Origin of the sequence: Ahniella affigens, from assembly GCF_003015185.1 — a bacterium.
Classification (GTDB): domain Bacteria; phylum Pseudomonadota; class Gammaproteobacteria; order Xanthomonadales; family Ahniellaceae; genus Ahniella; species Ahniella affigens.
Window position 1 is genome coordinate 2,491,985 of the sequence record NZ_CP027860.1, and the last position, 15,088, is coordinate 2,507,072.

Consider the following 15,088-nt stretch of genomic DNA (forward strand, 5'->3'; position numbering starts at 1 on the left):
CGAGTACTTCGTGGATACCCATACAGCGATGGCGATGCGGTTCCGAATACCACATCAGTCGGTCCACGTAGCGACACGCGCATCACTACCGAGCACGCAGAGATTTGTCACGACGCGCTCATTCAAAACTGTTTGCAAATAGCTGGTTGGCAAGCAATTGCACCGCCGCCAGCCCCTTTCGCGCCTGGCCGTTGATCAGCGTAAACGAGCCACCCACCAGGATGGCAGGACTGCCGGTCGATACCTGGTTTGATTGCTGACTGATGCGGTTGAAGTAGTAATGGGCAATGACATCTGAAATCCCTTCATCCAACGCTACCGGCAACTCGATCACGACCTGACCACCGGCATTGAACACCTGCAAGCCGATCTCGCTGGACCCGTTGGAAGCGGGAAAGGTGCCGCAGATCCAATTCAGTGTTTCGGGGTAGACCTCTGGGGCAAAAGCACCCAGCCCCTGAACGCGACTACCGGTAGGTGGGCTCGCGTCTTGCAAAGAATCAAATGCACCGGTTCCATTTGGCAGCAAGTTGACTAGGCCATTGCGGGCCAGGGCTCCAGCCACCCCGGCCGCCAAGTCAAAATCACCACCGACGCCGATCGATCCAGCCGAGCCACGCTTGACCAGTGGCGGCCTCGGATCAACATCGATCGCTTCGACAAAGTTGTTGAGATTCGGCGCCCAGGACGCATCGACCGTACCGTCATTGCCAATCTTGCCGACGAAGCTCCGCGCCAGGCCGCCCAAAACTGAAAATGCCCCGCCGACATAAACTGCCCCATCGCTTGGGCGCAAGGCCATTGCCAGCACGCTGCTGTTGGCATTTGGGTTCCAAGAGTCGGGCGGACTCCCGGTGCCGGCTGTTGCCACACGCGCCAGCCGATTTCGAGACTGCCCGCCGATTTGTGTGAATGCCCCACCCAAATAGAGATTGCTTTCATCCACGCTGAGCGCCATCGCCTCAACAAAGAAGTTTGGATTCGGATTCCACGTCGCATCCAAGACACCACTGGCATCGAAGCGCGCCAGGTAGTTGCGCACCACCAAATCGCTACGCGTAAACGCACCCGCTGCGTAGACACGCTGAGTCTGATCGACCTTGAGCGCACTCACCGGACCATTGACATTGGCAGTCCAGCCGCCATCCAGGGAAAGGTCATTTGCAAGACGGAGCAAGTTGCGATGCACCTGAGAGCCGTTGACCAATTCAAAACTGCCGCCAACGTAGGTGTGTCCGCTTATTGGATCAAACGCCAAGGTACGAACATCGCCGAGTCGATCAATCGCGGCTGAGAAGGAAGCATCCAAACTTCCGTCCGGCATCAGCCGCGCGCTGCCAAAACGCGCGTTGCCGGCAACCGTATCGAAGTTGCCCCCGACCTGCACGGCGCCGCCGGCCAAAGGCAGCACCGCGTGTACGCCGACCAAGGTCAGGTATCGTTGCATCTGCACGTCTGGATTCCAGCCGCTGTCGACCGTGCCGGAGTCCAGCAGTCGGACCAGATTGTTGCGAGACAGACCGCCCATCGTGCTAAAGGAGCCGCCAGCGATGATGGCGCCATTGCCGTCGGCTGCCAGCGCGCGAACACTGCAACCAAAACTTGCGCTGGCCGGAATCCAACTTGCATTGGCCGCTCCGGTTCCGGCTGGATCAAGTTTGGCAATGCAATTGCGCGGCAAGCCGCCGATATTGAAGAACACACCCCCGACAACAAGCGAACCCGAGCCGTCCAACGCCAGCGTGTTGACGATGGCGTCAGCACTGGGATTCCAATTGGCGTCCAGCAACCCGGCGCCGAGCGCCGATACTTTCGCCAACCGGAGTCTCGCCGTGCCGGAAACCTGACTGAACGACCCACCGAGGTAAACGTTGCTACCGGCTTCGACGATCGCCAAAACGCTGTTATTGGGCGCCGGATTCCATGTCGCATCAAGCTGCCCCATGCCAGACACACTCACGCGGGCAACACCGGTTCTTGCCGATCCAGCAATATTGCCGAACGCACCACCAACGTAGAGCTGACTTCCCGACACGAGCAAAGCGTTGACGATGCTGTTCGGAGCGGGATTCCAGTCGGCGTCCAGCATGCCATCTGGCCCAAGCTTGGCAAGCGCATTGCGACCAATCCCATTAACTTCGGTAAACGCGCCGCCGACATAGAGATGATCGCCAGCATCGAGCGCGAGCGCATTGACCGTACCATTGGCCAGCGCCGGCCAGCTGACGTCCAAGCTGCCATCTGTATTGAAACGCGCCAGATTCTGCCGATGTTCCAAACCCACCAGATCGAAGCTACCACCCAGCACCAGCTTGCCGTCCGACTGCCGCACGACCGCCTTGACATCGCCAGCCAAGGACAGGCGAACATCCGGTACCGGCAGGACCACCGCAGCATATTGCTGGGCATGCATTGGCGCACTGAAAAGCGCGCCAAGCAGAATCAGAGCGTGGCAACACAGAATTGACCGCCAGCGCGACCGGCAAAGCCCTCGGACTCGAAAAGAACGCCTGTCATCAGACATCGTGAGCCCTCCCATCGACCAATGCAGCATAGCGCAGATCAAAGCCATGATAGCGCTGTGAGCACTATGGATGAGCCGCGCGGACATCCTGCCGCGTTTTGATGACCGCATGAACTTAAATCGCAATCGCGTCAAGAGCGATGCCAACAGCGTTCTGGAGCGGCGACTCGAAATTCCGAGATCAATCGATCAAATCGCTCCTGGCTCCCAAGCGCCATGCCCTGCAGCGGACCCAATCAGGCGTTGCTCCTGCCTCCGCTGCCAAAGACGCCCTGCCCTGTCACCACAGGCGGCCCTGGCAGCCGCGCCTTTTGAGCCATTCCTGCGACTCGCGGGCGCCTTGCTTGTGCGTTGTCCTTGGAAGCCGCGGTCGCGCAGTGGCAGTGACCATGGGTCTCTATCACCGAATGTCAGCGCCACCACGAAAAGAGCGTACGCGGATTCAGACCTCTCCAATTGACTGACGAGTCTTGCCATGAACCGCCTGCCACTGCTGCTCTGCATCACACTGTTCTCGCCGCTTGCACTGGCGGACTCCGCTGTGGTTGGTACCGGCAGCGTCGCAAGCTGCAGCACGGCGGCATACAACACCGCCATGCTGATTCTGACCGACGGCCCGCAGGCGCGCGGTGGCACACTGACGTTCAACTGCGGGCCGCAGCCGCACAGCATCGCGATGGATCGCGATTGGGCCTTGACTGATGGAGTGCTGATCGACGGTGGCGGGCGCATTACGCTCGACGGTCAGAACCTGCACCGCTTCTATCAGACCTTTCTGCTATTCGAAGGTCAGACCTCGGTGACGCTGAAGGACATCACGCTGATCAGGGGTTTTGCCAACACCGACTTCGGTGGCGCGATTTACCAGCACTCGGGGACTTCGCTGACGCTCGATGGCGTGACGATTGCGGATTCGCGCGCAACCACATCGGGCGGCGCGATAGCCTCGGAGACGCAGACGACACTCACCATTATCGACTCGCAATTTCTCAATAATCGCGCCGGATTCGGTGGTGCCTTGGCCATTCGCGCTGCGACCCAGATCAGCGGCAGTAAATTCGCGGGCAACCGCGCCGAAGCCGGCAATGCCGAAGGTGGCGCCATCCAAAGCTATGAGCAGACGCTGACGACCACCACCAGCATCTTCGAAGAGAACATCTCTGCCCGCGATGGCGGTGCCATTTACAAACGCGACGCGACGCTAACACTGGAAGACGTCAGCCTGCTGCGCAACAACGCGCCAACCAATGGTGCCGGCGTCTACGCCCATGCATCGACCAGCGTTATCGGCGACCGAATAAAGGTGATCGGCAATATCGGGCATGGCGTGCATGTCGAGGGCGGTTTGACCCTGCGCCGCGCGAGCTTTCTCGGAAACCGCAACAACGCCATCGGCAAGTCATCGCTCAACATCAAGTCTAGCCCAGCTTCGCTCCTAGTCGAGAAATCGGTCTTCGCCAATAACGACAACGGCATCTCGATCGAACGTGATGCCGAAGCGACAGGCATTTCGGGAACGCTGCGACTGGACAACGTCACCTTGCACAACAACCGCTTCAGCTCGATCGGATTGCTGGACTTTGCCGGCGGTGTGACGCTATTGATCGATCAGTCGAGCATTGTCGAACCCGGCTGCATTCCGGTGGCGGCATTCCGCGGCCAAGTGATCTATACCTCCAGCATCATCTTCGGTGGCGGCATTTCGAATTGCACCAACTACGGCAACCCGCCCTTGCAGTTCGCCAGCGGCGGCAACAATCTGCTCGGTCCCGGCTGTCCGCTGGGCGGCGGCGATAGCGCCGTGCAGGCCCTGGCCGATCTGCAGCTATCTGATCTCGCTGAGCAAGGTGGTGCGGTGGCGACCCTGTTACCTGCATCAACCTCGCCCGCGATCGACCGCCGCAACTGCGTCAATGTGGATGCGCGCGATCTGCCACGACCGATCGATGGCGATCAGAACGGCAGCAGTCTTTGCGATATCGGCGCGGTCGAACGGCAAGTGACGGAGACGGGCAGCACGCTACTCAGTGACAGCTTCGAATAGGCATTTCTTGCCTCATACAAGCCGCATTGAATTACCGAGTTCCATCGAGCCCCACAAGCTGCCTGGACGTCCACAACGCCTCGGCAATCCACATCACGTCCTCGTGATCCTTGCCTTGGCAACGATTGGAGCCATCTTCCCGAGCTTCGGCTGACCTGCGAATTGACGGCAGATCATCACAGCCAGAACGCTTTGATGATAAAGATCAATAGGGCAAGCCACCATGATACGACGAGCGGCAGTACCGTAAACATAAGCAGATAATTTAGGGAGGGTCTGAATAAGTCCATCCTGGACTTTCAGACCCGCACTGAGTCCGGTACATGCCCGGACTCAGTGCTCCACAATCAAGCACTTGCGTGCTTGATTGTGGGCGGGCCATCCATGGCCCGCATCGCCTCTGAACTTGTTCAGAGGCTCCTTAGCGCGATCAGTTGTCGCTCAGACATGCCAGCAGCACGCAACACTATATCCAGCGTCCATCCCGTGCTGGATCCCGGCAATGGCAAGACGTTGAGTACACAAAACTTTGTCGCCGCCGCGCAATAACTGACGACCAAGGTCGACATCGCGCAGAAGCCAATTGAGTCAGTGATCAGTTGCTGTGCAATTGAGATTGGATGCCACGCTCCTTGCCAGAGCTGACGAAACCCGGCAACGCAGTAGTCGAACGCGCCAAAGCCAAGGCCAATCGTTGCCACTGCCAGAAGGGTCGCAATGGGCATCGTGGCCGCTCCCGCCCGCTTTAGGAGCGCCGCCATGTTCAATTGTTCCGGCTGTCCACTTCGCGCGACCTGATCCGGACCAACTTCGTATCTGACCGAACCGCCAAGCGGCACAAGCCGAAACGTGAGGCGCCCCCAGCGGAAGAGACTCGGGCCGAGCCCGAAGGTCACTTCTGCGATCACCAGTCGAAATATCGAACTCCATGTCGCTAGGAGCAGAACGTGGGCCATACCCAACGTCAGCCAAATCACTGCAAGCAGAATCACATGCTGCTCCGGAACGATTGAATACACAGAGGTTATCGCCCATTCGACCTGATTGGAATTCCGCGCCAACCAAATGAGCGAGGCTTGGACTGACCTGATTGGGGACGATTCTGGTCATCCAATTACCCGCACCTTCCTGGACGCCCAACGTGTCCGAGGTGCGCTACATCTCATCGCGGCGCGCCGGACTTTGGCAACGCTCGCTCTGCATGGAATGGGCACTCATGGACGGTGGTGTGCTCGCCTGGGATGTGGACGGTTCAACGTTGCCCCGCGGCGCCATTGTTCTGTTTCAACGTCACAAGGCTTCTGCCCGTTTTCCCGCTCAGTCCTGTACAGTCGACCTGGCGACAGCGCAATCGGCAGTGGTTCGGAATGATTCATTGATGAGCCGAGCGACATCGGCCAAAGGGCGGATTATGGATCGGGTGACTTCTTCGCGCCGAGCGCGTTCATGCATTGGCGGCTTGCTGGTGTGGCTCGCCGTGTCTTCAATCCCGGCGCTCGCCGTGGCACAACAGCGGAGCCTCTTTGACGTCGCTGGCCCCGTCGCACCAAAGATCGCCAAACTGCCGGAAGCCGAAGCCCAGCAACGTCACTATCACTCCGTCGGCGAGTGCAAAAAAACGAGCTACGCGGCCGATTGCCTCGAGAAAGGCCTGTTCGACTGGGATTGCCGTCAGATCCGGAACCCCAACCCAAACGAAACCCCGGAGCAGTGCGTCGCCAAGAAGCTCAGCGAGTACCGCCAGGAGGTCGATGCCTACTACGCCACGAAGAAGCGGCATAGCGAATTGGAAGACACCTACGGCGAGCGCTACTACGCCGAGCGAATTCGTTGCAAGGAGAAGGCCCAACCCGGCGAGACCCAGGAAACATGCATTGAGCGCCGAATCGCCGCCCCAGTACCCGCCGAAGACCAAGCAAAAGATGATGCCGAAAAGGCGGTATTCGCCGAGAGGTTGATGTACGGAAAAGAAATCTGCGACCAACGCCATACGCCCGGAAGCGACGAGGCCAATCTTTGCATGATTCAAGAAGCTGCCAACGCGCCTGCTGATCGACTCGCTAAGGCCGCAGAGGACGCGAAAACCAAACCCGCCGGAGACCCTGCGACGCCAGAAGAGCCTGAGAAATCTGCCAACCCGGCGCAGCCTACTGAGGGCGAAGGCATCGATGATCCAGAAGCTGACGACGCGACTAACCCTGAGGAAGACCCCGGCGTCGGCACTCCAAGCAACGAAGACTCGGCAGCGTCACCACAACCGCCGCCTCCGCCCCCGCCTCCGCCGCCACCTGCATCTGAAGAAACCGACCCGTCGCTCATCGAAGACGCCGACACGGAGGAGGATCCGAGCAGCGGACCAATGCAATCCGAGAGCGAGGCCGGAGAAGGCGCCGACGAACGGCTCGATGACGATGCCGGCGAGGACAGCACCGACGATTCGGAAGAAGCGTTCGACGATGTTGCTGCATCGGCGGAATCCGAAACGGACGATTCCTCATTTGACGAGGCGGATGAAGCAGACGAAGAGCAATACACCCAGAGCGATTCTGACGACGAGGATTTTTCCGAAGATGAATCTGACGAAGATGCGGCCACGGAAGATGAATCCGACGAGGAAGCGTTGATGGACGAAGATTCTGGCACCGAAGAATTCGCTGACGAAGAATCTGACGAGAGTGAGGTCCAGGATGACGAATCCGGTGAAGAGGAATTCCCTGAAGATGAATCTGAAGAGCCATTCGACGACGAATCTGATGAATGATCAGGCCTGCTCCGACCATCAGACGAGGCTGGTGCGCTGAGTCCGGACACGATCCTGACTCACTGCGGGTCTGACGCCCAGAATGGACTTATTCAGATACTCCCTGAACGGGGGACAATCTCGGGTAAGCGCCGCACTGGAGGCTGCGCTGATGGCACATAGGCGCCGTGGATAAGGCTCCGGGGACATCCATAAGCCCCGGAAACCAGCTCCAGAACCGCTCAGAACGGGGCTCCCGAGACAAGAGTCGCCATTGGGTACCGAGTTCGAGCCAATCGACTGAGCGCACGCAAGAACTGTCGAATTCGGTCCGACGCGTTCGCGGGAGCGCGTGAAACCGAAATCGAGACCGCCCTTTCTACGATGCCCTGCCCTGAAACCGACGACGTGATCTGACGTCACCCGCTGGCAACAGCGTCGATTGTGCCAAACCATCAACGACGCGTGCGGTTCCTATCCTTGCGGTACGATCGAACTCGCCAGCGCAAACCACGGAGCACCCAAGCAATGCCGCGCATCTCCCTGTCTGTTCTTTTGGGCGCCATCATCCTCTTGTCGGGGACCGATGTTGCAGCACAGGACTACCAGGTCGGCGACCGCGCCGAATGCAGTGGTCAAGTCGGCATCATCGCTCGCTTTGATCCACGCGTCGGTTGGGATGAGCCCTTTGCCGTCGTGGAAGTCAAGTCATCTGGGACGACCTACGAATTCAAGTGTGTACCAAGCCAGTTGAAGGCGGCCCCGCCAGCACAGTCCGCTCCGAGCAGCGGGTCGACAGCGCCCGCCCGGAAAATTGGCACGAAGATTTCCGCTGGGGGAACGGCGACACCACCGTCAACCCAACCCACAGGGCCATTGTGCAAAGTGGGGGCAAAGCTCGAAGGCCAATGGGGTATCAGCTGGTACTCGGTGACCGTGTTGCAACCGCCGAATGCCGACGGCCAGTGCGCCGTGAGTTTCGACGGCTATGGTCGTGATTGGGATACGCTCATGGCGCCCGACCAGTTGCGCCCGCGCACGGGTCTCGGTGTGTACGCTCGGTCTCCGAGTGCGCGTACGGTCGACGACGAGTCTGAAGTCGCCGCAACAGGCGATGCGCCTGACGGTGACTATCGCTGTCACAAGATCTCGCCGGGCGGCCAATTGATGGACATCGGCGACCTCACGATCCAAGACGGCGAGGCCACGATGCCCGGCATGCCGGACGGATGGACAATTTTGTCCGTATCGTTGCGCGGCACCAAGGACGGTGAGCCGCTCGTCGCGCTCGACTATCGCAGTTCATCGGGATTCAACGATCGGCTCGATTGCGTTCCGGACTAGCGTTTGTCGATTCCTGCCTGGCAGTCCTAGCCGGCCTGTCCTCTTAGGTACAACACGCTAAGCGTGTTGCAAGCTACTCATATGCTTCGACAAGTGCCAAAAATGGACCGCGCCGAGCAATCACATTTCGTGCCGACGTCGTTCCTGTTTCAGACATTCGCAGAACTTTTGGAAATCCACTTACGACACTGACGGGCCTTCGATGGCCAGCACCGGCTATGAACATGTTCCGAGGCGCGCTAGCGTCTCGTTCAGCCCATATGAGAAACATCTGGAAGTATCTCGAGTCAAGGCGCAGCGCGAGGCGGAAACGTCGTGGCAACTCAGGCGAAGACAAGCACTGCTGAACTGGATTGGCCGGCGAGAAATCTGTCCGAGTCATTTTCGAAACACGATGCTAGTTCGCTCTGCAACCTTTCGGCCGGCGTGGGCTCGATCCGCCACCGCCACCTGGAGAACGGCTGGTAAACCAATCCAAATTGTTCCGCAGTCCCTCCGGGCTAAAGTTGTCGGCGCTTTCAACGTTGTAGTAGGCGTTCACTTTCTCTTGATTGTCCAGACCAGAAACAACGTATCTACTCGATTTCAGATCATGGTGAGTCTCGAGTGTGGTCCACAACAGCGGCTGGTCGTAGTAGTTCAGAGCCGCAGCTTCCGAGTAGCGCCAGATAATGCCCTGTGCGTCGTAGTGATCGATTGCCAGGATCTGCCAACTGTCCTCATCAAGATAGTAAGTTCGGCGTGAATTGATATGCCTCATCCCGCTCTTCAGTTTCGCTTCCACAACCCATACCCGGTGAAGTTCGTAGCGCATGAGATCGGGGTTCAAATGCCCCGCTTTGACAAGGTCGCTAACACGCACGCCTGCGGAATGGGCCTTATAGGCGTTGTAGTTCACAAACAATTCCTGCTTACCAACCAGTTGGTAATCGAACCGGTCCAGCGCGCCTGTCAGCATGTTATCCATGTCGTTCGTTCGAAGACCGTCTGACGCGGTGCCTGGATTGTCGTAAGCCACATTCGGGGCCTTTCTGACTCGCCGTTGGCCTGGGTTATAGACCCAGGCTTGTCCCGCAGATGACGCGACGTCTGCGAAAGCCTCATGAACAAGTAGAACATTGCCCGCCAATCGGGCTGGTGAAACCGCTACTTCTGCCCGGTACTCAGAAACTTGCGAGCTGTCTTCGGCAACCCACCTCGGTGCAAACTGCCTATCGGCCAATCCGATCAACGTGAAGCTTCCAGTTACAGTAGGCGCAGCTTGGTCATTGCGGCGCGTGACTGCGACACCTTCATATTTCATCAAATGGTTCAAGAGCGCCTGTTTGCCATTCCCTGGCTTTGGATAGGGGAAGCCGGCGACCAGCTGGCTCGACTTCGGCGGACACCTAGTGTTCTGTTGCGCCCATTCATACACGGCTGGCGGAAATGAAGCACTACGACGCGTCGGATACACCTGCATCTTGAAAGTCTTGTACTTCTCGAACATTGCTTTCTGACCAGCCGACAGAAACTTAGCGTAATCACCATAGTTCGCCGGAGTAATTTCATACTGAACCGAATCAGACGCAAACGGGTCCAAGTGGCGGTCACCCACTCTGTAGCCAGCTGGGAAAGACTGGATTCCACCAGTCCAAGGCGGGATCGTGCCATCTGCATTGCCGCGCTTTTCGGCGCCAATGGGCGTCAAATTGGTCTCCTGGGCGGTGGCGCCAAATACACCAGCGGTGAGACCTAATCCCAGTATCAATCGATGCGTTTGAAACATTCAGCACTCCAAGGATTTGGCATCTACCCGATGCTCACTCTTGCCATTGACTAGGCATGGCAGACTAACCCAGGCCGGTGGCGACGCAATATCGTCACAGGTCTTCTCGAACCCGCTAACTAGTCCGCGCAAGAACTCGAGGTCGACATCGCAGGTCGAGGTGACCGTGCGCTGTCTCCGCCAGAGCCCGCCCGTTGTGACTTGAGTGACCACTTCCACGCGAAGATATCGAGCGCCCATCATTCTTTCGATCATGTCTGGCCAAAGCATGGGTAGCGCCTCGAACAGCACTTCCTTTCGATCGACGCCGGCCGAGGCGAGCACCCACGATTTGTAACTGCTCTGCCGGCCGATCCAGTCGCCATTTGGCACTTGATTGACGAAGTATTCGGCGGTGCTCTTCTGGGAACTATCCATCTGCGCGTTCGCACCAAAAGTCAAAGTGACCGTAGCATCGCCGATTCGTGCAGGTGCAGCGAGGAACGAACTCGAATAGTCCAGCGGCGCAATGACTAGCGCATTCCCGCCCAAATGAGCGTTGGTGACTTCACTTGTCGCCGAATCGTAGGCCGGCCATTCACTATAAAATTCGATTACGTCGTCGAACCTCACCTCAGGACTGGGTTGAAAGACAATCCAGGCCATCAAAGCTGCCGTCAGCAAGGCGAGAACAGGCCAGACGAGACGTTTGGGCGACCGAACACGGAATCGCTCCGGTGGCACCACGACCGGCTTCGGGGCAGTCGAAGTTGCTGTGTCGAGTGATTTGACCTCACGGGCGAGACGAAGTTTGGCGCAAATCGTTGCGGCAACTTCCTCAGGAATCCTATTCCGCGCGTCATACGAAATCGTGGTGTACGGCATCTCTTTGATGGTCCCCTTGCCAACTCGGAGTACGAACTCCTCATGGTATTCGAGTTCGCCATGCACTTCGCGGAATCGCATCCGACGGCCGTTGATCGCTCTCCGCTCTTCTGTTGTCCACGGCTTCCGTCGATGGTCCTCAGAAATGCAAGTCACCACCAGCTCCGACTCGGAGGTATAGATGCTCATCAGGCGCTCGTAGCTCTCGGCATTGTTGAGATACGCCGAATACCATTCATCGTAGAAAACGGCCCCCTCCCCGAGATCATTTTCAACGGCGGTCGCAATAGCTTCGACCAGCTCGCGCTGCTCGCCAGCGAACGAGAACGCAACCGAAATTTCCATCGGCCTGTCCGGTCGCGCCACGCTTGCTCCAAGTCGTTTTGAGGTCAACAGAGATTAGCTTCCGGATCGTAGAATGCAAGCAGCATGGGACCCCTGGGACACCTCGGAACGCTTCGAGGAGACCCATGACTGCCCAAGAGACCTCACCAGAGAAGCCTCGCAAGTCGATGGCATACGTGATGATTGCCTCATGATCCCGCCCCATGCCCGGACATTCGATTCAAGGAATCATCATTGCAGGCAGATGTGACAGGGGTAAGCAGCGAAAAGGTTGCGACGAAGCCAGTGCGACCGCAACTCAGCCCAGGGGCAAGCAACGAGCGCTGTAGCGCGCGGCGAAGCCTTGACCGTCTCACTCCCGTCCGCCGGTAATGGTCGGGTTTCCTGCCTATCATTTGGCGGGTTTCGCTCGGGCAATCCGTATCCAATGCAACACCCGACCCTCGCTTGCATTGGGCGAGGACTGAAGCCGCCATTTTGACCAACCAGGATCACCCCATGAAACGCATCGCACTTTGTATTGCCCTGGCACTTTCTGCATCGGTCCAGGCAGCACCATGGACCTATCGCGGGACACTCAATGATGGCGGTTTGCCGGCGAACGGCCGCTACGATATTCGTTTGAGTCTGCTTGATTCTGCGGGCGCAAAGTCGCTTGTTTTTCCGTTGACCTTCAACGCAGTCGAAGTCAAAAACGGGGCATTCGCCATCGATGTTGACTTCGGCACGGACCTAGGCCAATTCGGCACGCTCAAAATCAAGACCGAAGTCGCTCAGGGCGGTAGCGGCTTTGTCGCACTCGGCGAACCCAAGTCCTTTGACGCGAAGGCGGCGTTGGGCGGTGTATGCTGGGATACGCAAGGCAATGCCGGTACCAACCCAGCAACGGACTTTCTGGGCACGACCGATAACCAGCCAATTGAGTTACGCGCCGCCAATGCCCGGGTCTTGCGGGCTGAGTCAAGTACCGAGCAGTTCAGCAACATGCCCATCACCGCCAATTTGATTGCTGGTAGCAACGCCAATATCGTCACTGCAGGCGTACGCGGCGCCACGATTGCTGGCGGTGGTGTACCAAGCGGTGACAGCGACCCGACTTTCAATGGCGAAGCGCCAAATCGCATCACCGATCACTACGGATTCGTCGGTGGCGGCATCGGCAACGTCGCAGGCAACGACGCTGGCTCTACTGCCGACGCTGCCTTTGCGAGCGTTGTCGGAGGACGCTTCAACGATGCCGCCGGATCGGACAGCGCCGCGCTGGGGGGCAGCAGCAATCTTGTATCGGGCAGTCACTCACTGGCCGCTGGCGGTGAGGGCAACACAGTTTCCGGTTCATACGCCGGCGCTGTGGCGGGCATTCTCAACCATGCGAGCGGCCAATCGTCGTCAGTTGTCGGCGGCAACAACAATCGCGCCGCGGGCGCAGATAGCATCGTGCTGGGTGGCTTCAGCAACTGTGCTGGCGGTGATCGAAGCTTTGCGGCCGGTACGCGTGCCAGGGTGCTTCCGGCGACGGATCCCGGTGGTAACAACCCTTGCGCAAATCAGACCGGGTATACCGGCACAGCACACCATGGCACGTTCATGTGGGCCGACAGTGTGGATGCAAGCTTTGTCTCGTCGGGCCCGGACCAGTTTTTGATTCGCTCGAGAGGTGGTGTTGCGATCAACGCCACGCCCATTAGCGGCTCGGTAGAGTTGTCGGTCACCGCAGACAGCGACGACTCCGACTTCGCCAATATGTTCCTGCGCCAGCGGACCAACAACGCGGGCATCCTGGTCTCAGCCGGTGGCGCCACCGCGACCAACGACAACAACGCTGGCTTTTTCCTCGATCACTTCAATGGCGCTGGTGGACAGGCCCGCAGGTTGGCCCTGAACTCAGACGGCAGCGTGTTGATTCGTTCCAACGTGACTGCGGGCAACACTGGCGTCAGCATGGCCGCAGGAAGTGGTGCATGGAGCGCGCTTTCGGATCGTAGTGTCAAGATGGCGATTACAGCCATTGATCCGGCTTCGGTACTCGACCGCCTGGTAGCCATGCCGGTCAGCGAGTGGAGCTATATCGCGCAAGGCGAAGGCGTGCGCCATCTCGGCCCAATGGCCCAAGACTTCGCAGCGGCATTTGGCCTGGGTGAGAACGACACAACGATCAGCACGATCGACGCCGACGGCGTGGCGCTTGCCGCGATCCAGGGCCTGAACGCCAAGCTCGAAGCCGAATTGCGGCAGGCCGGTGATCGGAACGCGCAACTTCAGATCCAGCTCGAACAGCTGGCAACGCGATTGGCGGCGCTCGAAGCAGCGAAGGGACAGTGACATGCGCGGACTGATTCTGGTCACAGCCTTGCTGCTGGCACCCTTGCTTGCCAGTGCAAAGGATTCGCCGCGCTTTGCCGGCGGCGGCACGATGGTCGAAGGTGCGGTCGAAAGCAGTGACCGCCGCTTCGCGCTAAAGGCGGAGCTACAACGCGGGACGATACACAGCATGGCGGAAGGTTCAGCCTAGATGCTCGGCTGGCGGTCAGTGATCTCGCGAAATCAACCACGGCTGCGTGCACTGTTACGAGCAATATCTTTGGCAATGGCTTCGAGTGAAGAGACGTCGCGCGACCATCCGCTCGTTCCTGCCAACTATAGCCAAGAGGCGATCATGAGCTGCCCGCGCTTATCCGGACTGCGCGAATGACGACTTTTCAATCTCGATTGCCAGCCTTCCGCATAGGACCCCAAGCAATTCAGCGATTTCGGAACCGGACTAAAGCCGGCGGGCTGCACGGGATGCGCGGCATCCAACAATCGACAGATTCCCGTCATGCCGTCGGCATGTTCCGGCTGATTCAGAGATTGCCGGGCAGGCTATTGCCTCGATTCGCGCCTTCGGGCTTTCGCAGCAGCGCCGAATTGACATCGAATCTCACCCGCGACCGTTACCATGATTGATCGTTCTGTGCCGCATGCTGCCTGGCCAAGTGCACTAGCGAACAGACACCGCGATAGAGCTGGATACCAAGATCATAGCCGGCGGCAGCACCGAGAACGGCCAGCATGCAGCTGAGAGACTCTTGTCCCTTGCCGCAAATATGATGCCCAGCCTGAATCAGCTCCACGTTACTTTGCAAGGTAATCGCCGAACCGACTTGCCAACCGGCCACGGCGCCCAAGGCAGCGTAGACCAGGACAGCGGCGCATTCGAGTTTTGTACGGGGTAATTCGGGGCGCATGAGTCGATCAATCCCCCATGAGGACGATGGGTTCGGCTTTCGCAGACGATTTCGGGGCAACGAGTAGGCGAAGCACTTCCCCTACTCGTTTATCAGATCAGCTGCGGGCCACGAGGCGGCCGCGCTGGCCGCCTCCGCGCCGCGGGTAATCTGATTAGGGAGGGTCTGAATAAGTCCATCCTGGACTTTCAGACCCGCACTGAGTCCGGCACATGTCCGGACTCAGTGCTCC

Annotated in this window: 10 protein-coding genes; 5 read left to right on the forward strand and 5 right to left on the reverse strand. The window is 58.6% G+C overall.

What is annotated here, in order from left to right; all coding sequences use genetic code 11:
• Positions 1–118 precede the first annotated feature (118 nt).
• On the reverse strand, positions 119–2,413 hold the full coding sequence (locus tag C7S18_RS09570) for a delta-60 repeat domain-containing protein (RefSeq protein WP_170113196.1): 2,295 nt from the start codon (positions 2,411–2,413) through the stop codon (positions 119–121).
• 586 nt (positions 2,414–2,999) lie between these two features.
• Here C7S18_RS09570 and C7S18_RS09575 point away from each other — a divergent pair.
• Positions 3,000–4,568 (forward strand): choice-of-anchor Q domain-containing protein, encoded by a 1,569-nt coding sequence (locus tag C7S18_RS09575; protein ID WP_106891351.1) that lies wholly within the window; start codon positions 3,000–3,002, stop codon positions 4,566–4,568.
• Between the two features lie 410 nt (positions 4,569–4,978).
• On the opposite strand, the gene C7S18_RS09580 is transcribed toward C7S18_RS09575, so the two are convergent.
• Positions 4,979–5,560: a hypothetical protein gene (locus tag C7S18_RS09580; RefSeq protein WP_146151847.1), complete on the reverse strand. Its 582-nt coding sequence runs from the start codon at positions 5,558–5,560 to the stop codon at positions 4,979–4,981.
• Positions 5,561–6,027: 467 nt separating this feature from the next.
• On the opposite strand from C7S18_RS09580, the gene C7S18_RS09585 reads away from it, so the two are divergent.
• Together C7S18_RS09585 and C7S18_RS09590 are read left to right on the forward strand one after the other, a co-directional pair.
• The gene (locus tag C7S18_RS09585) at positions 6,028–7,329 is read left to right on the forward strand and encodes a midas domain-containing protein (protein ID WP_146151848.1); all 1,302 of its coding nucleotides are present in this window, start codon (positions 6,028–6,030) and stop codon (positions 7,327–7,329) included.
• A gap of 507 nt (positions 7,330–7,836) precedes the next feature.
• Entirely contained in the window at positions 7,837–8,652 is an 816-nt protein-coding gene (locus C7S18_RS09590) for a hypothetical protein (RefSeq protein WP_106891354.1), read from the forward strand.
• 397 nt (positions 8,653–9,049) lie between these two features.
• Here the strand turns inward: C7S18_RS09590 and C7S18_RS09595 are convergent, their stop codons facing one another.
• The gene (locus tag C7S18_RS09595) at positions 9,050–10,420 is read right to left on the reverse strand and encodes a DUF1329 domain-containing protein (RefSeq protein ID WP_106891355.1); all 1,371 of its coding nucleotides are present in this window, start codon (positions 10,418–10,420) and stop codon (positions 9,050–9,052) included.
• Complete coding sequence (locus tag C7S18_RS09600; RefSeq protein ID WP_106891356.1) at positions 10,421–11,629, reverse strand: toll/interleukin-1 receptor domain-containing protein; 1,209 nt, start codon at positions 11,627–11,629, stop codon at positions 10,421–10,423. It lies immediately after the preceding gene.
• Positions 11,630–12,127: 498 nt separating this feature from the next.
• Here C7S18_RS09600 and C7S18_RS09605 point away from each other — a divergent pair, with 498 nt between their 5' ends.
• Together C7S18_RS09605 and C7S18_RS09610 are read left to right on the forward strand one after the other, a co-directional pair.
• On the forward strand, positions 12,128–13,951 hold the full coding sequence (locus C7S18_RS09605; RefSeq protein ID WP_106891357.1) for a tail fiber domain-containing protein: 1,824 nt from the start codon (positions 12,128–12,130) through the stop codon (positions 13,949–13,951).
• Between the two features lies 1 nt (position 13,952).
• On the forward strand, positions 13,953–14,141 hold the full coding sequence (locus C7S18_RS09610; RefSeq protein WP_106891358.1) for a hypothetical protein: 189 nt from the start codon (positions 13,953–13,955) through the stop codon (positions 14,139–14,141).
• Between the two features lie 421 nt (positions 14,142–14,562).
• On the opposite strand, the gene C7S18_RS09620 is transcribed toward C7S18_RS09610, so the two are convergent.
• Positions 14,563–14,856: a hypothetical protein gene (locus tag C7S18_RS09620; protein ID WP_106891360.1), complete on the reverse strand. Its 294-nt coding sequence runs from the start codon at positions 14,854–14,856 to the stop codon at positions 14,563–14,565.
• Positions 14,857–15,088 lie beyond the last annotated feature (232 nt).

Bases quoted from the DNA above. Each gene is read 5' to 3' on its own strand.
- C7S18_RS09570 (WP_170113196.1), bottom strand. From the start codon at position 2,413: ATGCATGCCCAGCAATATGCTGCGGTGGTCCTGCCGGTACCGGATGTT.
- C7S18_RS09575 (WP_106891351.1), top strand. From the start codon at position 3,000: ATGAACCGCCTGCCACTGCTGCTCTGCATCACACTGTTCTCGCCGCTT.
- C7S18_RS09590 (WP_106891354.1), top strand. From the start codon at position 7,837: ATGCCGCGCATCTCCCTGTCTGTTCTTTTGGGCGCCATCATCCTCTTG.
- C7S18_RS09595 (WP_106891355.1), bottom strand. From the start codon at position 10,420: ATGTTTCAAACGCATCGATTGATACTGGGATTAGGTCTCACCGCTGGT.
- C7S18_RS09600 (WP_106891356.1), bottom strand. From the start codon at position 11,629: ATGGAAATTTCGGTTGCGTTCTCGTTCGCTGGCGAGCAGCGCGAGCTG.
- C7S18_RS09605 (WP_106891357.1), top strand. From the start codon at position 12,128: ATGAAACGCATCGCACTTTGTATTGCCCTGGCACTTTCTGCATCGGTC.
- C7S18_RS09610 (WP_106891358.1), top strand. From the start codon at position 13,953: ATGCGCGGACTGATTCTGGTCACAGCCTTGCTGCTGGCACCCTTGCTT.
- C7S18_RS09620 (WP_106891360.1), bottom strand. From the start codon at position 14,856: ATGCGCCCCGAATTACCCCGTACAAAACTCGAATGCGCCGCTGTCCTG.